A 16,475-nucleotide genomic window follows, 5' to 3' on the forward strand; every position below is an offset into this window, starting at 1 on the left:
ACGGCCGGTGTTCTGGCCCTCGGATCAGCTGGCGATGCGCCTTTGAGCGCCGCTCATGACCAGCAAAACCCGTTTGAGAAAGGCGTCGCCATCAAACTGCCGGGCGGCACCCTCGGTCGTATGCTCGGGGCGATCGAATATGAAGGCTTCGATATTGACGACGGGCAGATTGAGGCGGCTGCGCACCTGGCCGATCATCGCAGTGTGCGTGACCACAAGCTGGCATCCGTTCGGCTCGAACCACTCCTGAAGCCCGGTCGTCGGTATGACCAGCGCCGTCAACCCCTGTTGCGACAGAACCGTACCGATGCGGGAAGCAAACTGCTGACTGTCGAGACAGATCAGCACATCGGCTTGTGAGGGGGATGGCGCTTGGTTAGCCAGCATCAAGAAACCTTTCGTTCAAACACGAGCGGAATATAATGATTCGCGGCATAACGGCATGTTATTAGTTGTTACATTTTGTTTCAGGACCATGAAGGCCATGCCGAGGCGCGGAAACCTCACAAAATGCTCAAGAAACGGCGCATATCCCTCTGATAAAAACGAATTATTTTGCAGGAACGCGCGACCTTCGCCCTAACGGTTCAACGAAAATGATGGCCCGCCTCGCGTCATAGGAGCGAACAATAGCGCAGTGCGTCATAAATGGCGGCATGGATATTGCGGCTGGCGATCGCATCGCCGATGCGAATGAGATCGAAGGGGCCGCCCTCGTTCTTCAGCGGCAATGGCGCGCGATGGGCGATCAGAGCCGGGTAGTCGACAGCGCCGAGGTTGCGCGACAAGGGTTTCAGCTCGAGGTAAAGCTCGTCATTGGCGATGGTGCCGTGCTCGACGACCACTTGAGACACCCGTCGCTCCCATCGCGTCTGTTCGGAGAAATCGGATCCGAGGACCGCGATCAAGACGTTTCCGTCCCGCCGCACCGATTTTAACCGCGTATTGATCGTAACGCGGACATTCTTCTCGGCAAAGGTTTTCGCATAAGGCACATGGTTCATGCCGCCCATCTCGGGGGCGAAGAAGCGTTCCGGAGAGACAAGCTCCAACTCGGCGCCGCCGTTGGCGATGACCTCAGCGGCCGACATGCCCGGATGCCCACCATTATCGTCGTAAAGCAGAACGTTGCCCTCGGCTTTCACCGCGCCGGCCAGGATATCCCACGAAGAAATGACGAGATTGTCGCCGGCCTCGAGCTCGGGTGACTGCGCGATGCCACCCGTCGCCACGACGACGAGATCAGGCTCGAACGCCAAGATATCCCAGTCTTCCGCCGCCTTCGGGAAGGCGCGATGCGCCGGCTCGCGAATCGGCGACGGCGCCAGCACGGGCAGCCAGTCGCCCTTGTTCCAGCCCGTGCGGCGGCCAAGATGGGTGAGCTGGATCATCACGGCGGCGCCGAACTCATGACAGTCGTCGGCAAGCTTCTTCAGTCAGGGCACGATCTCGTCGCGATAGGCATGGAGATTGTCGAAGGACGGCGGCGAATCCGGCGAGACGATTGCGGAACCCGCCGTCATGGTCAGCGCGATGCCACCCTTTGCTTTCTCGCGATGATAGAGCCTGTATCGATCCGTTGGCATGCCGCCTTCCGAATAGGCCGGTTCATGCGCCGTCGACATGATACGGTTCTTCAGCGTGAGATGCTTGAGCTGATAGGGCTGGAGCAGAGGATCGTTGGAGGTCATGTCGCTTTCATCGCCTTTGTGAAATCGAGGCTCAAGCCGCCATCTTTGCCCAGACGGGAGCTTATGGCTATAGCCTGCTAGGCCGGCGCGCGAGCGCGGCGGCCATGCCGGAGATCGATAGCCGTGTGCCAGACGATCGTCGCGAAGATGATCGCGCCGCCAATGAAGGTGGCGACCGGCGGCATCTCGGAAAAGAACAACCAGACCCAGAATGGCGTCAATACGATCTCCATCGAGCTGATGAGCGCGGCGTCGGCGGCAGGCATCTTCCTCGAACCGAAAAGGAAAAGGACGAAGGCCAGCGCGAAATTTGTCGCCCCGAAAGCGGCAAGCAAGAGCCAGTTTTGAAGATCTACCGAGCTTGCCGAGGCAAAGGGCACGAAAACGACGAATGTCAGGAGCCCGCTGACAACGCTCGACGGCAGGATCGGAATGCTGGGGTCCATGCGCGGGATGACGATGATCAGCGCGAAGGTGACCGTCATGCCGAGTGCCAGCAGATCACCGATACCCGTGCCGCCACCGACCGACGAGGCGACGATGACGGCAACACCGATGAGGCAGATGCCGCCGGCGATCAAGGTGCGCTTCGCCACGCGCTCCTTCAGCATGGTCCAGCTGAGAAACGCCGCGATGAACGGCGCCGTTGCATAGATCATCGTCACATTGGCGACGGTGGTCATATACAGCGCGCCGATGAAGCAGGCCTGGCTGATCGTCTGGCAGACCAGCATCGCCAGCCCGGCCGGATGAAAGATCGATGCCCATTGCCGCCTTGAAAACCCACCTTCGAGGAAAAAGCTGGGTATTAGCAGGAAGAGGCCGCCGAACAGCGATCGCCAGGCAATCGCCGTCCATATGTCCGTGGTCAGAAGGCGCGCGTAGATGCCGCTGCAGCTCCACGCAAGCATTGCTGTAGCCACAAGTATGACGCCCCTCTCATAATCGCTGGCAAAAGCGGAGCGGGTCGGAAACTGGAATGTCATGTATGGACTCAAAGAATGAGCAGAAGGAACGCTCCCTGTGTGCGCCGATATTTGACATCAGGCAAACGAATAGTAGAGATAGTAGCTATCAGAAATATTTGTGACATATCATGCGCGAACCCATCGAAAGCGACCTGCTGCGGACGTTTCTCGTCATCACCGAGACATCCAATTTTTCGGCGGCGGCGCAAAGGATCGGCCGCACGCAATCGGCTGTCAGTGCACAGATCAAGCGGCTCGAGGACACGATCGGCGAAACGCTGTTCGAAAGAAGCGCACGAGGGGCCGTTCTGACCCGGGCGGGCAATCAGTTGCTTCCTTACGCCCAGCGCGTGATCGAACTCCTGAATGAAGCGGCCGCGAATATCCGCACCAAGCCGCTCGACGGACCGGTCCGGATCGGCATTCCAGAGGAGTACAGTCAGACCGTCCTGCCGGCGGCGCTCGCCGCCTTTGCTATCAGGCATCCGGCTGTCGAAGTCACCGTTTCCTGCGATTACACGGCACATAATCTGGCCGCGCTGGAAAAAGATGAGCTGGACCTGGCCGTGGTTTTCGACTGGAATAACCAGAGCAAAGGCGAAGTTCTCTGTATAGATCCGACGGTCTGGGTGACATCGTTGGTCCATCGTGTGCACGAGGCGACGCCCCTGCCCATCGCTGTTTATCGGGATTCGACATGGTGTCGCGATTTCGCCCTGAAATCATTGGAGCAAATCGGGCAGCGTTATCGCATCGCCTTCATCGCTGATACAAGCTCCGGCTTGAAGAACGCCGTGTCCGCCGGGCTTGCCGTGACGACGCTGTCGCGCAGCAACATTCCGCATGGCTGCCGCGAACTGACAAGCGACGACGGGTTTCCGCCGGTCGATTCCTCGCGCGTCGTGCTTCGCCGCAACCCCTATCATTCGAGCGAAGCGATCCGCGAGCTGGCGGAAATGGTGCGCGAAGCTTTCCAGCCTATGTCGGCTCTGCTGCAGCCGTAGTGCGACGGCGCAGCCTGCGGCGCGTGCCGGATGGGCTCTCGGAAAAGCTGGCGCGATAGCTGCGCGAAAAGGCCGATGCCGAATTGAAGCCGGTGGCATCAGCAATCTCGGCAAAGGAGGCTTTCGTCTCGATGACCTTGCGCCTGGCCGCATTCAGCCTCAGCGCCAGATAATGCACATGCGGCGGTGCGCCGATGCTTTCCTGGAAGAGCGCCTGCAGATGGCGTGCGCTGACGCCGACCCGACGGGCGAGACGCGTCAGCACCAGCGGCTGCTCGATATGGTCTTCCATCAGGCGAATGGCCTGGGCGACCCTAGGATCGCGCATGCGCAGACCGGCCGTCGATGGCGAAAGCTCCCCGGCACTCTGCGTACTCGCCGGCTCGTAGATGAACAGGCGGCTCACTTCGAGCGCCAGCGAATAGCCCTGTCGCCGCCGGATGATCTCCAGCATCAGATCGACCGTCGGCAACGAACCGGCAGTGGTGATGCGCTTGCCGTCGATCACGTAGCGATCCCGAACGGCGCGCACCTGCGGATAGGCGAGCGCAAAATCGTCAAAATCCTCCCAGTGGACGGCGGCCGAGACATTGTCGAGCAGGCTTGCCTCGGCAAGCAGCCACGTGCCGGATTCGATGCCAGCGACCAGCGATCGATGGCGCGCGGTTTGCGACAGTTGCATTTTCAACGCTTGGCTGGCGCTGCGCCGCCAATTGTAGCTGGCCAGCACGAATAGCGGCGCAGTATCCGAGGTCGGCCGGAAGCTGGAGAAAGCGGGCACAGGGATAAGGCTGGTCGTTTCCGCCGGTGAACCATCCGGCGTGAAGAGACGCCAGCGATAGAGCTCCGCTCCGGAAATACGATTGGCGCCGCGCAGCGGTTCGATTACCGAAGCGATCAAAATCAGGTTCGTCTCCGGAAGGATCAGCAGGTCGATGTCGAGCGTCTCATCGGCTGATGTCGGCATTTGCGCATTCCCTGGGTCTTTCCGAAACTGTATCGAATAGTTCCGATAATGCAAAGCATGAAGGCGTCTCATGGCTCGTAATGTCCTCAATACGAGGGAGAACAAAAATGCCTCTTGCGATGAGCCGCGATGTCTTCATCACCTGTGCCGTGACCGGCGCCGGCGATACGGTTTCGAAATCCAGCCATGTTCCGATCACTCCCAAACAGATCGCGGATTCCGCGATCGACGCCGCCAAGGCTGGGGCGGCAGTGGTTCACTGCCATGTCCGCGATCCGGAAACAGGGGCCGCCAGCCGCCGCAACGATCTCTACAAGGAGGTCACTGACCGCATCCGCTCGGCAGATGTCGACGTCGTGCTGAACCTGACCGCCGGCATGGGCGGGGACTTGATTTTCGGCGATGTCGAAAGCCCCCTGCCTTTGAACCCAAAGGGCACCGACATGGCCGGCGCCACCGAGCGCATCAGCCACGTTGCCGAATGCCTGCCCGAGATCTGCACGCTCGATTGCGGCACGATGAACTTCAGTCTCGGCGACTATGTCATGACCAATACGCCCTCGATGCTGAGGGCCATGGCAAAGAAGATGACCGACCTCGGCGTCCGCCCCGAGATCGAGGCCTTCGATACCGGTCATCTCTGGTTTGCCAAGCAGCTTGCCGAGGAGGGCCTGATTGAGGACCCGGTCCTCATCCAGCTCTGCATGGGCATCCCCTGGGGGGCGCCCGACGACCTCAACACCTTCATGGCGATGGTCAATAACGTTCCCAAAAGCTGGACCTTCTCGGCCTTTTCCATCGGGCGCAGCGCCATGGCCTATCCGGCGGCCGCGATCCTTGCCGGCGGCAATGTCCGTGTCGGGTTGGAAGACAATCTCTACGCTGGAAAGGGCGTGCTCGCGACCAACGCGCAGCTCGTCGAAAAGGCGGTGCAGGTGGTCGAAGGCATGGGCGCGCGCGTCATCGGCCCCGAGGATGTTCGCAAGAAGCTGAAACTGACGAAGCGCTGAGGCGACGATGACCAAGATCAACAAGGCGGCCTGCATCGGCGGCGGCGTCATCGGCGGCGGATGGATCGCTCGCTTCCTGCTGGCGGGTATCGATGTCGATGTCTACGACCCGCATCCGGAAGCAAAACGCATCGTTGGCGAAGTTTTGGCGAATGCCGAAAAAGCTTATGCGATGCTCACCGGCGCACCGCTTCCGCCGCGCGGAAAGCTGACATTCAGGGATACGCTGGAAGCGGCGGTCGGCGATGCCGACTGGATCCAGGAAAGCGTGCCCGAGCGGCTGGATCTCAAGCGCAACGTGTTGACGCAGATCGACGCGGTTGCACGGCCGGATGCCCTCATCGGCTCATCGACTTCGGGGCTGCTGCCGACGGACCTGCAACGCGACATGCGCCATCCCGAGCGCCTTTTCGTCGCTCATCCCTATAATCCGGTCTATCTCCTGCCGCTCGTCGAGATCGTCGGCGGCGAAAAGACCAGCACTGCCACGATCAAGGCGGCGATGGAGCGCCTACCACCCATCGGCATGAAGGGCGTGCATATCGCCAAGGAGATCGAGGCTTTTGTCGGCGACCGCCTGCTGGAAGCGCTCTGGCGCGAGGCGTTATGGCTGATCAAGGACGATATCTGCACCGTCGAGACGCTTGACGATGTCATCCGTTATTCCTTCGGCCTGCGCTGGGCGCAGATGGGCCTGTTCCAGACCTATCGCATCGCCGGCGGCGAAGCCGGCATGCGTCACTTCCTGGCGCAGTTCGGCCCTGCCCTGCAATGGAACTGGACCAAGCTGATGGACGTCGTCGATCTCGACGATGCCCTCGTCGAAAAAATCGGCCAGCAGTCCGACGAACAGGCCGATGGCCTGTCGATCCGCGAACTCGAGCGTATCCGCGACGAAAACCTCGTCGGTATCCTTCAGAGCCTGAAGGGAAGCCATGGCGGCAAAGGCTGGGGCGCCGGCAAGTTGCTGAAGGATTTTGAGCAGCAGCTTTGGGCGACGGGTGGCGGCGAAAAAGAGGGGCTGGACGCGACAAAACCGCTGCGCCTGATCGACACGAAGGTCAGCCCGGCATGGGTCGACTATAACGGCCATATGACCGAACATCGCTACCTGCAGGTGTTCGGCGACACGTCCGACGCGCTGCTGCGCCTGATCGGCGTCGATCTCGATTATGTCGAGCGCGGCCGCAGCTACTATACGGTGGAGACCCATATCCGCCATCTCGGCGAAGCCAAGCTCGGCCAGGCTATTCATTCGACCTGCCAGATCCTCGCATCCGACGAAAAGCGGCTGCACGTCTTCCATGTGCTGCATGATAATGCGAGCGGCGATGTGATCGCCACCGTCGAGCAGATGTTGCTGCATGTGGATGCCAAGGCAGGCAAGGCCGTCGCCGCACCGGAGGAGGTGCTAGCGAGATTAAGGCCGATCGCCGAAGCCCATGCAGCCTTGCCAGTGCCGGAGGGAGCCGGCCGTCATGTGGGACAAAAACGCTAGGAGGAAGCGATCGTGAATTTCGGACTCAGCGAAGAACAGGAGATGATCGTCAAGACGGTCAGGGACTTCGTGGAGACGGAGATCTATCCGCACGAGAACGAGGTCGAGCGCACCGGCATCGTCCCACCGGATATCGGAGACGAGATCCGGCGCAAATGCATCGAGCTCGGCTTCTATGCCTGTAATTTCCCCGAGGAAATCGGCGGCGCCGGGCTCGATCATGTCACCTTCACGCTCGTTGAACGTGAGCTCGGTCGCGGCTCGATGGGGCTGACGGTTTTCTTCGGCCGTCCTTCCGGCATCCTGATGGCCTGCGAGGGCGAACAGCGCGAGCGCTATCTCCTGCCGGCCGTGCGCGGCGAAAAGGTCGATGCGCTCGCCATTACCGAGCCGGATGCCGGCTCCGACATGCGCGGCATGAAATGCGCGGCGCGGCAGGATGGCGATGATTTCATCCTGAATGGCACGAAGCATTTCATCTCGCACGCCGATGTCGCCGATTTCGTCATTGTCTTTGCAGCAACCGGCGAAGAGGACACCCACCGGGGCGTCAAGAAGAAGATCACCGCCTTCCTGGTCGATCGCGGCACGCCGGGATTCGAGATCCTTAGGGGTTATGACTCGGTTTCCCATCGCGGCTATCACAATTCCATCCTGAGCTTTACCGACTGCCGCTTGCCGAAGTCGCAGGTGCTCGGCGAGGTGCATCGCGGCTTCGATCTTGCCAATCAGTGGCTCTACGGGACGCGTCTGACGGTGGCTGCCACCTGCGTCGGGCGGGCTCGCCGTGTCTTCGATCTCGCCCTGCCCTACGCCGCCGAGCGCAAGCAATTCGGCAAGCCGATCGGCGCCAATCAGGGCGTCTCCTTCAAGCTTGCCGACATGATCACCGAGATCGACGCCGCAGACCTCCTGACGCTGTCTGCCGCCTGGAAGCTCGACGCCGGCATCCCGGCCAATCGCGAGATCGCCTCGGCCAAGCTCTACGCCTCGGAAATGCTTGCCCGCGTCACCGACGAGGCGATCCAGATCTTTGGCGGCATGGGGCTGATGGACGACCTGCCGCTTGCCCGCTTCTGGCGCGACGCTCGCGTCGAGCGCATATGGGACGGCACTTCGGAAATCCAGCGGCATATCATCAGCCGCGACCTGCTTCGGCCGTTCGGAGCATGAGCCCATGACGCAGCGTCCGCTCGATCGCCTCATCCGACCCAGAACGATCGCTGTCTTCGGCGGCAGAGAGGCGCGACGCGTCATCGAGCAATGCGACCGCATGGGGTTTGCCGGCGATATCTGGCCGGTGCATCCGACATTGGAAAGCGTGCTCGGCCGACGCTGCTATCGGTCAGTCGCCGAACTGCCTGACGCGCCGGACGCCGCCTTCATCGGCGTCAACCGCACGCTGACTATCGATATCGTCCGTGATCTTGCAGCCAGAGGTGCCGGCGGCGCCGTCTGCTATGCCTCTGGTTTCAGCGAGGCTGTCGAAGAACTGGCAGACGGGGCAGACCTGCAGCGCGCGCTCGTCGAAGCGGCTGGCACCATACCGATCGTCGGGCCGAATTGCTACGGCATGATCAACGGGCTTGACGGTGCGCTGCTCTGGCCGGATCAGCATGGCATTGTGCGCAGCGAGAGCGGCGTTGCGATCCTCACCCAATCCTCCAACATCGCTATCAATCTCAGCATGCAGAGGCGCGGGCTGCCCATCAGTTACCTGATGACGGCGGGCAACCAGGCGCAGACCGGCTTGTCGGATCTCGCCCTTGCCGTCCTTGAGGATCCTCGCGTCACGGCGGTTGGCCTGCATATAGAAGGCTTCGGCGATATCCGGGCGCTGGAGGCTCTCGCAACTCGTGCGCGGGAGCTGAAGAAGCCCGTCGTCGCGCTGAAGGTCGGCAAATCCGAGCAGGCACGGCGCGCCACCGTTTCGCACACCGCCTCGCTCGCCGGCAGCGACGCGGTTGCCAGCGCCGTGCTCGACCGCCTCGGCATCGGCCGCGTCGGGACGCTGCCGGAACTTATCGAGACGCTGAAACTCCTGCATGTTGCCGGTCCGCTCGAAAGCAACGCGATCTCCTCGATGAGCTGTTCCGGCGGCGAGGCCTCGCTGATGGCCGATGCGGCCGTCGGTCGGAATGTCGAGTTTCGCGCCATAAAAGCCGAACAGCTACCGGCCCTGCGCGCAAGCCTCGGCCAGATGGTGACGCTCTCCAATCCGCTCGACTACCACACCTTCGTCTGGGGCGATCTGGCGCGACAGACCGAGGCTTTCAGCGCCATGTTTGTCGGCGGCTATGCCCTCAACCTCATCGTACTCGACTTCCCGCGCGAAGACCGCTGCGATGGTGCTGACTGGATGATCACCGTTTCGGCTGTTGCCGCCGCCGCAAAGCAGACCGGTGCCCGCGCCGGCATTCTGGCGACGCTGCCCGAAAACATGCCGGAGGCGATCGCCGAGCAATTGATCGAAGGCGGCATCGTGCCGCTTTGTGGCATCAGCGAGGCGCTGGCGGCGGCCGACATTGCCAGCGGGATCGCCAGCGCCTGGAACAGACCGCAGCCCTTACCGCTTCTCAGCGCGGCGGCTAACTCGGACGAAATCGAGACCCTGAGCGAGGCCGAAGCCAAGGCCGAGCTCGCGGCAGCCGGCCTTGCGGTACCGCCAGGAAAGACCGCCGCCACGGCAAACGAGGCGGCCGATTGTGCGGAGCAACTCGGTTTCCCCGTCGTGCTCAAGGCGCTCGGCATCGAGCACAAATCCGATGTCGGTGCCGTCAAGCTCAACCTATGGGATAGGAACGCCGTCAGGGATGCGGCCGAAGGCATGGCCTCTGTTGCTCGTGAATTCCTCGTCGAGCGGATGATCGATCGTCCCCTCGCCGAACTGATCGTCGGCGCAGTCCGTGATCCGGTCGTCGGCCTGACCCTGACGGTCGGCGCCGGCGGGATCCTCGTGGAATTGCTTGAAGATTCCGTCGTTTTGCCGCTTCCGATGACGAAAGCCGAGGTCTTGGACCGGATTTCACGGCTGAAGGTCCGCAAATTGATCGAAGGCTATCGTGGCACTCCCGGAAGCAGCCTCGAAATCGTTGCCGACGCCGTCCTATCAGCGGCAGAATATGTCGTAAAGAACGCCGCACAGCTTGAAGAACTGGACATTAATCCATTGATGGTTCTACCAGAATCCCGTGGTATCATCGCTGCGGACGCTCTCATCCGGCGAAGGAGGTAGCAGAAGTTGCAAGACCCCATTCGTACCCGATGCGACAATGGTATCCTCGAGGTCGTCATTGACAGGCCGAAGGCGAATGCCATCGATCTGGCGACGAGCCGTACCATGGGGCTGATCTTCCGCGACTTCCGCGACAATCCGGATCTGCGTGTCGCCATCGTCACCGGTGCTGGCGAGAAATTCTTTTCCGCCGGCTGGGATTTGAAGGCTGCGGCCGATGGCGACGCTGTTGATGGCGACTACGGCGTCGGCGGTTTCGGCGGCCTGCAGGAACTTCGCGATCTCAACAAGCCAGTGATTTGCGCCGTCAACGGCATCTGTTGCGGCGGCGGGCTGGAAATCGCGCTTTCGGCCGATCTGATCATCGCCGCCGCCCACGCAACCTTCGCCTTGCCCGAGATCCGCTCGGGCACGGTGGCCGACGCGGCATCGATCAAGCTTCCGAAGCGCATTCCCTATCACATCGCGATGGACATGCTGCTGACCGGCCGCTGGCTCAATGTCGAGGAGGCGCATCGCTGGGGCTTCGTCAACGAAATCGTCCTGGCCGACAAGCTGATGGACAGGGCATGGGAACTCGCCCGCCTGCTCGCAAGCGGACCGCCGCTCGTCTACGCGGCGATCAAGGAAATCGTTCGCGAAGCGGAGGGCACAACGTTCCAGGCTGCCATGAACAAGATCACCAAACGGCAGTTTGCGACCGTCGACACACTTTATTCGAGCGAGGATCAATTGGAAGGCGCGAGGGCTTTCGCGGAGAAGCGAGCCCCAGTCTGGAAAGGAAAGTAGAGGCGGCGGCAACCGCTGGATTTCCCGCATGATCGCGGGCAACAGGCTTCAGGCGGAAGAGGAAACCGTGACGTGAAGTGGCTTGCCCGGGAATTTTGTCAACACGGCAAGAAGAAGGAACAGGGGAATGAACGACTACACGAAATATCTGGCAAGCCGCGTTACGGCGGGCGGCCTCAGCCGCCGCGAATTCATGGGACGCGCAATGGCAGCCGGCGTCACTTTGACGCTCGCCGACAAACTCTTCACCGAAAGCGCAATGGCGGCCGAACCGAAGCGGGGCGGTCATCTGAAGCTTGGCCTGGAAGGCGGTGCTGCGACCGATTCCAAGGACCCGGCGAAATTCCTGTCTCAGGTCATGTTCTGCGTCGGCCGCTGCTGGGGCGACATGTTGGTGGAATCCCACCCGCTGACCGGTGCTGCGGTTCCCTCGCTCGCCGAATCCTGGGAACCATCGAAGGATGCCGCCACCTGGACCTTCAAGATCCGCAAGGGCGTCAAGTTCCATAATGGCAAGGAACTGACGATCGACGACGTCGTCGCCACGCTCAAGCGCCACACCGATGCGAAGTCGGAATCCGGCGCGCTCGGCGTCGTGAAGTCGATCAAGGAAATCAAGGCCGATGGCGACAACCTCGTCCTGACGCTGACGGAAGGCAACGCCGACATGCCGTTGCTTCTGACCGACTATCACCTCGTCATCCAGCCGAATGGCGGCAATGACGATCCCCTCGCCTCGATCGGCACCGGCCCCTACAAGATGGTCAGCTTCGAGCCCGGCGTGCGCGCCACCTTCGAGCGCAACAAGGACGACTGGCGCACGGACCGCGGCTTCGTCGATTCGGTCGAGATCATCTGCATGAACGACGCGACAGCGCGTATCGCCGCCCTGTCGTCCGGTCAGGTCCACTATATCAACCGCGTCGACCCGAAGACCGTGGACCTTCTGAAACGCGCGCCGACCGTCGAGATCCTCGCCACCGCCGGCCGCGGTCATTACGTCTTCATCATGCATTGTGACAAGGCGCCCTTCGACAATAACGACCTGCGTCTGGCGCTGAAATACGCCATGGACCGCGAGACCATGGTCAAGAAGATCCTCGGCGGCTATGGCAAGGTCGGCAACGATTTTCCGATCAACAATACCTATGCGCTCTTCCCTGAGGGTATCGAGCAGCGCGCCTACGACCCCGACAAGGCCTCCTTCCACTACAAGAAATCGGGCCACAGCGGCTCGGTATTGCTGCGCACGTCGGAAGTCGCCTTCCCCGGCGCCGTCGATGCGGCCGTCCTCTATCAGGAAAGCTGCAAGAAGGCCGGTATCAACATCGAGGTCAAGCGCGAGCCGGGTGACGGCTACTGGACGAACGTATGGAACGTCCAGCCCTTCTCCACCTCCTACTGGGGTGGACGGCCGACGCAGGACCAGATGTATTCCACCGCGTATATCTCGACGGCGGACTGGAACGACACCCGCTTCAAGCGCCCGGACTTCGACAAGCTTCTGCTTCAGGCCCGCTCCGAACTGGACGAGGCCAAGCGCAAGGAGCTTTACCGTAGCATGGCGATGATGGTGCGCGACGAAGGCGGCGTGATCCTGCCGATGTTCAACGATTTCGTGAACGCCTCCACCAAGCAGGTGAAGGGCTACGTCCACGATATCGGCAACGACATGTCGAACGGCTACGTGGCGACCCGCGTCTGGCTGGACGCCTGATGCCTCACGCCGGGCGAAATCGCCCTCATCCCTGACGCAGCCGGGACCGCGAAAACCTCGCGGTCCTCCCGACGTTTAAGCGCGAGGCATCGGCCATGTCCAATCTGCCCCCCGGAACCGTTCTCCCCGGGCTGAGGTTCAAGCAGCGCTTTCCGCTGCTATCCCTCATTTTCGAGCGTTGCCTGCTCAGCATCGTCCTGCTGTTTGCGGTGTCCGTGCTGATCTTCGGCGGGCTCGAAGCCCTGCCCGGCGATTTCGCCACCACTTATCTCGGTCAGTCGGCGACGCCGCAGGCCGTCGCCAATATCCGCGAGGAGCTTGGCCTCAACCGGCCTGTGGTCACCCGCTATGTGCAATGGCTCGGCAATGCCGTGCGGGGTGACTTCGGCACCTCCTGGGCCAGCAAGAATTCCGTCGGCGAACAGATCGGCAAGCGGCTCGGAAACTCCCTGTTTCTGGCCGGCTTTGCCGCCTTGATCTCGGTGCCGCTGGCCGTCTGCTTGGGCATGTTGGCGGTCCATTTCCGCAATCGCCTGCCCGACAAGATTATCAATGTCATCTCGCTGGCGGCGATCTCGCTGCCGGAATTCTTTATCGGCTATCTCCTCATCATGTTCTTTTCCGTCAAACTCGGCATCGCGACCTTTCCGGCGACCGTCTTCGACGGCATGGGCTTCATCGACCGGCTGAAGGCGATCGCCCTGCCGACGGCGACGCTGGTTCTGGTCGTGCTTGCGCATATGATGCGCATGACGCGGGCGGCCATTCTTTCCGTCATGTCGTCGGCCTATATGGAGACGGCCGAGTTGAAGGGGCTCTCCGCCTTCCGCGCCATCGTCAAGCACGCCGCCCCCAATGCGCTGGCGCCGATCATCAACGTCATCGCGCTGAACCTTGCCTATCTGATCGTCGGCGTCGTCGTCGTCGAAGTCGTCTTCGTCTATCCCGGCATGGGCCAGTATATGGTCGATGCGGTGACGGTGCGCGACATGCCTGTCGTTCAGGCCTGCGGCCTGATCTTCGCCGCCGTCTACATCTTCCTCAACATGACGGCCGATATTCTCGCCATCGTCGCCAACCCACGTCTGAGGCATCCGCGATGAGACTGAGAGATATCCCCATCACCGCCTGGATCGGCATCATCGGTATTCTGATCGCCTTCATCTGCGCGATCTTCGCGCCCTGGATCGCGCCCTTTGGCGAGACGGAAGTCGTCGGCAATGTCTGGCAGCCGGCCGATGCCCAATATTTCTTCGGCCTCGACAATCTCGGCCGCGATATCCTGTCGCGTCTGATCTACGGCACCCGCACGACTCTGTTCGTCGCCCTGACGGCAACGATCATTTCCTTCTCGCTCGGTATCATCCTGAGCTTTACCGCCGCCGTCTCGCGCGGATGGATCGACACGGTCTTTTCGCGCTTCAACGACCTGATGATGTCGATCCCGACGCTGATCTTCGCGCTCGTCGTGCTCGCCGTCCTGCCGCAGAACCTGATCGTGCTGATCCTCGTCATGGCCATTCTCGATTCCACCCGCGTCTATCGCCTCGGCCGCGCCGTGGCGCTCGATGTCGCGGTCATGGAATTCGTCGAGGCGGCCAAGCTTCGCGGCGAAGGCAGGATCTGGATCATCTTCCGCGAGATCTTGCCGAATACGCTGTCGCCGCTGCTGGCGGAATTCGGCCTGCGCTTTGCCTTCTCGATCCTGTTCCTCTCCACACTTTCCTTCCTCGGCCTCGGCATTCAGCCGCCCTCGGCCGATTGGGGCGGCATGGTCAAGGACAATAAGGACGGCATCATCTTCGGCATCTCCGCCGCGCTCGTGCCGGGTTCGGCCATCGCGGCGCTTGCAATCTGTGTCAATCTGGTGGTCGACTGGCTTTTAAGGCGCACCTCCAGCCTCAAGGGAGGGCGTGGCGATGCCTGAGCTTCTTTCCGTTCGCGATCTCAAGATCGAGGCAACCAGCTATCCGCCCGGCGAGCCGCCGAAACGCGTCACGATCGTCGACGGTGTCTCCTTCGATCTCCAGAGGGGCAAGGTGCTCGGGCTGATCGGCGAGTCGGGCGCGGGCAAGTCCACCATCGGCCTTTCCGCCCTCGCCTATGGCCGCGGTGGCGCCGAAATCACCGGCGGCCAGGTGCTGCTCGGCGGCGTCGATATCCTGCCGCTCGGCAAATCCGGCATCCGCAAGGTCCGCGGCGCGCGCGTCTGCTACGTCGCGCAATCGGCGGCAGCTGCCTTCAATCCAGCGCATCGGCTGGGCGATCAGGTGATCGAAGCCACCGTGAAGCACCGCCTGATGACGAAGGAGGAGGCGAGGAAACGGGCGCTCTATCTCTTCCGCGTCCTTGGCCTGCCTGATCCGGAAACCTTCGGCGAGCGCTATCCGCATCAGGTCTCAGGCGGCCAGCTGCAGCGCGCCATGACCGCCATGGCGCTCTGCTCCAATCCGGAACTGATCGTCTTCGACGAACCGACGACCGCGCTCGACGTGACGACGCAGATCGACGTGCTGGCGGCGATCAAGCATGCCATCGAGGAGACGCATACGGCGGCCCTCTATATCACCCATGACCTCGCCGTCGTCGCCCAGGTTTCCGACGACATCATGGTGCTGCGGCATGGCAAGACAGTGGAATATGGCGGCGTCCAGCAGATCATCGAGGAGCCGAGGCAGGATTATACCCGCGCCCTCGTCAATGTCCGCCAAGAGGCAAGGGCCGAAGCCGCCGACCAATCGAGCGCGCTTCTGAAAGTCGAGAATATCAGCGCCCAATACTCCAATGGTTTCAAAGTATTGCACGATGTTTCTCTACACCTTCCGAAAGGACAGACGCTGGCGGTGGTCGGCGAATCCGGCTCCGGAAAATCGACGCTTGCCCGCGTCATCACCGGTCTGCTGCCGCCAAGCGACGGGCGGATTTCCTTCGACGGCAAGCCGCTGACGCCGGCCTTGAAAAATCGCTCGCGGCAGGAATTGCGGCGCATCCAGCTGATCTACCAGATGGCCGACACAGCCATGAACCCGCGCCAGACGGTGCGCGATATCATCGGCCGGCCGCTGACCTTCTATGACGGCCTGCGCGGCGCCGCAAAGACGGCGCGCGTGAAAGAGCTGCTGGATCAGATCGAGATGGCCAACGGCTTCATCGACCGCTATCCGGCCGAGCTTTCCGGCGGCCAGAAGCAACGCGTCGCCATCGCCCGCGCGCTTGCAGCCAAGCCGGAACTCATCCTTTGCGATGAGCCGACATCGGCGCTCGATCCGCTGGTTGCCGAAGGCATTCTGAAACTGCTGCTGAAGCTGCAGGAGGAGGCACGCCTCTCCTATGTCTTCATCACCCACGACATCGCCATCGTGCGCGCCATTGCCGATAGCGTCGCGGTGATGCATCGCGGCAAGCTCGTTCGCTTCGGCCCGAAATCGCAAGCGCTTTCGCCGCCCTTCGACGACTACACCGACCTGCTGCTGAAATCCGTACCCGAAATGGAGATCGGCTGGCTGGAGCGTGTGCTGACGACGCGGCGGATGGAGAGCGCCGGAAATTGAAGACTCGACATCTTCTGCCCGCAGGCCAAATTTGATCATGCCGAC

General features: G+C 61.6%; 13 protein-coding genes and 1 pseudogene. 10 read left to right on the forward strand and 4 right to left on the reverse strand.

Annotated elements, in window-relative coordinates:
* Nucleotides 1-24 precede the first annotated feature (24 nt).
* The 3 genes and pseudogenes from CCGE531_RS22955 to CCGE531_RS22965 form a co-directional block, all read right to left on the reverse strand.
* Nucleotides 25-387, reverse strand: coding sequence for a hypothetical protein (locus CCGE531_RS22955; RefSeq protein ID WP_120668079.1), 363 nt, complete (start codon nucleotides 385-387; stop codon nucleotides 25-27).
* A 227-nt stretch (nucleotides 388-614) separates the two neighbouring features.
* Nucleotides 615-1,691: pseudogene (locus CCGE531_RS22960) on the reverse strand (hypothetical protein).
* Nucleotides 1,692-1,768: 77 nt separating this feature from the next.
* Complete coding sequence (locus CCGE531_RS22965) at nucleotides 1,769-2,677, reverse strand: DMT family transporter (RefSeq protein WP_120668081.1); 909 nt, start codon at nucleotides 2,675-2,677, stop codon at nucleotides 1,769-1,771.
* A gap of 110 nt (nucleotides 2,678-2,787) precedes the next feature.
* Here CCGE531_RS22965 and CCGE531_RS22970 point away from each other — a divergent pair, with 110 nt between their 5' ends.
* The gene (locus CCGE531_RS22970; protein WP_120668083.1) at nucleotides 2,788-3,663 is read left to right on the forward strand and encodes a LysR substrate-binding domain-containing protein; all 876 of its coding nucleotides are present in this window, start codon (nucleotides 2,788-2,790) and stop codon (nucleotides 3,661-3,663) included.
* Here CCGE531_RS22970 and CCGE531_RS22975 read toward each other — a convergent pair.
* Nucleotides 3,638-4,630, reverse strand: a complete 993-nt coding sequence (locus CCGE531_RS22975; RefSeq protein WP_120668085.1) for a GlxA family transcriptional regulator — start codon at nucleotides 4,628-4,630, stop codon at nucleotides 3,638-3,640. The two genes, CCGE531_RS22970 and CCGE531_RS22975, sit on opposite strands and share 26 nt — an antisense overlap.
* Nucleotides 4,631-4,737: 107 nt before the next feature.
* On the opposite strand from CCGE531_RS22975, the gene CCGE531_RS22980 reads away from it, so the two are divergent.
* The 9 genes from CCGE531_RS22980 to CCGE531_RS23020 all read left to right on the forward strand — a co-directional run bounded on the left by CCGE531_RS22980 (nucleotide 4,738) and on the right by CCGE531_RS23020 (nucleotide 16,430).
* Nucleotides 4,738-5,640 carry a 3-keto-5-aminohexanoate cleavage protein gene (locus CCGE531_RS22980; RefSeq protein WP_120668087.1) on the forward strand — a complete coding sequence of 301 codons (903 nt, stop codon included), beginning with the start codon at nucleotides 4,738-4,740 and terminating at the stop codon, nucleotides 5,638-5,640.
* A 7-nt stretch (nucleotides 5,641-5,647) separates the two neighbouring features.
* A complete protein-coding gene (locus CCGE531_RS22985) occupies nucleotides 5,648-7,138 on the forward strand; it encodes a carnitine 3-dehydrogenase (protein ID WP_120668089.1) in 1,491 nt (496 codons plus the stop codon).
* A 12-nt stretch (nucleotides 7,139-7,150) separates the two neighbouring features.
* Entirely contained in the window at nucleotides 7,151-8,311 is a 1,161-nt protein-coding gene (locus CCGE531_RS22990) for an acyl-CoA dehydrogenase family protein (RefSeq protein ID WP_120668091.1), read from the forward strand.
* Nucleotides 8,312-8,315: 4 nt separating this feature from the next.
* The gene (locus tag CCGE531_RS22995) at nucleotides 8,316-10,373 is read left to right on the forward strand and encodes an acetate--CoA ligase family protein (protein WP_120668093.1); all 2,058 of its coding nucleotides are present in this window, start codon (nucleotides 8,316-8,318) and stop codon (nucleotides 10,371-10,373) included.
* 6 nt (nucleotides 10,374-10,379) lie between these two features.
* Nucleotides 10,380-11,162 (forward strand): carnitinyl-CoA dehydratase, encoded by a 783-nt coding sequence (locus tag CCGE531_RS23000; RefSeq protein WP_120668095.1) that lies wholly within the window; start codon nucleotides 10,380-10,382, stop codon nucleotides 11,160-11,162.
* A 127-nt stretch (nucleotides 11,163-11,289) separates the two neighbouring features.
* Nucleotides 11,290-12,879: an ABC transporter substrate-binding protein gene (locus CCGE531_RS23005; RefSeq protein ID WP_120668097.1), complete on the forward strand. Its 1,590-nt coding sequence runs from the start codon at nucleotides 11,290-11,292 to the stop codon at nucleotides 12,877-12,879.
* A 95-nt stretch (nucleotides 12,880-12,974) separates the two neighbouring features.
* Complete coding sequence (locus tag CCGE531_RS23010; protein WP_120668099.1) at nucleotides 12,975-13,982, forward strand: ABC transporter permease; 1,008 nt, start codon at nucleotides 12,975-12,977, stop codon at nucleotides 13,980-13,982.
* Nucleotides 13,979-14,806, forward strand: coding sequence for an ABC transporter permease (locus tag CCGE531_RS23015; protein WP_120668101.1), 828 nt, complete (start codon nucleotides 13,979-13,981; stop codon nucleotides 14,804-14,806). Before CCGE531_RS23010 ends, CCGE531_RS23015 begins: the two co-directional genes overlap by 4 nt.
* The gene (locus CCGE531_RS23020) at nucleotides 14,799-16,430 is read left to right on the forward strand and encodes an ABC transporter ATP-binding protein (RefSeq protein ID WP_120668103.1); all 1,632 of its coding nucleotides are present in this window, start codon (nucleotides 14,799-14,801) and stop codon (nucleotides 16,428-16,430) included. The genes CCGE531_RS23015 and CCGE531_RS23020 overlap by 8 nt, the downstream gene beginning before the upstream one ends.
* Nucleotides 16,431-16,475: the final 45 nt, after the last annotated feature.

The sequence above is a fragment of the Rhizobium sp. CCGE531 genome, assembly GCF_003627795.1.
Taxonomy (GTDB): domain Bacteria; phylum Pseudomonadota; class Alphaproteobacteria; order Rhizobiales; family Rhizobiaceae; genus Rhizobium.

Bases quoted from the DNA above. Each gene is read 5' to 3' on its own strand.
- CCGE531_RS22955 (WP_120668079.1), bottom strand. From the start codon at position 387: ATGCTGGCTAACCAAGCGCCATCCCCCTCACAAGCCGATGTGCTGATC.
- CCGE531_RS22965 (WP_120668081.1), bottom strand. From the start codon at position 2,677: ATGACATTCCAGTTTCCGACCCGCTCCGCTTTTGCCAGCGATTATGAG.
- CCGE531_RS22970 (WP_120668083.1), top strand. From the start codon at position 2,788: ATGCGCGAACCCATCGAAAGCGACCTGCTGCGGACGTTTCTCGTCATC.
- CCGE531_RS22975 (WP_120668085.1), bottom strand. From the start codon at position 4,630: ATGCCGACATCAGCCGATGAGACGCTCGACATCGACCTGCTGATCCTT.
- CCGE531_RS22980 (WP_120668087.1), top strand. From the start codon at position 4,738: ATGCCTCTTGCGATGAGCCGCGATGTCTTCATCACCTGTGCCGTGACC.
- CCGE531_RS22985 (WP_120668089.1), top strand. From the start codon at position 5,648: ATGACCAAGATCAACAAGGCGGCCTGCATCGGCGGCGGCGTCATCGGC.
- CCGE531_RS22995 (WP_120668093.1), top strand. From the start codon at position 8,316: ATGACGCAGCGTCCGCTCGATCGCCTCATCCGACCCAGAACGATCGCT.
- CCGE531_RS23005 (WP_120668097.1), top strand. From the start codon at position 11,290: ATGAACGACTACACGAAATATCTGGCAAGCCGCGTTACGGCGGGCGGC.
- CCGE531_RS23010 (WP_120668099.1), top strand. From the start codon at position 12,975: ATGTCCAATCTGCCCCCCGGAACCGTTCTCCCCGGGCTGAGGTTCAAG.
- CCGE531_RS23015 (WP_120668101.1), top strand. From the start codon at position 13,979: ATGAGACTGAGAGATATCCCCATCACCGCCTGGATCGGCATCATCGGT.
- CCGE531_RS23020 (WP_120668103.1), top strand. From the start codon at position 14,799: ATGCCTGAGCTTCTTTCCGTTCGCGATCTCAAGATCGAGGCAACCAGC.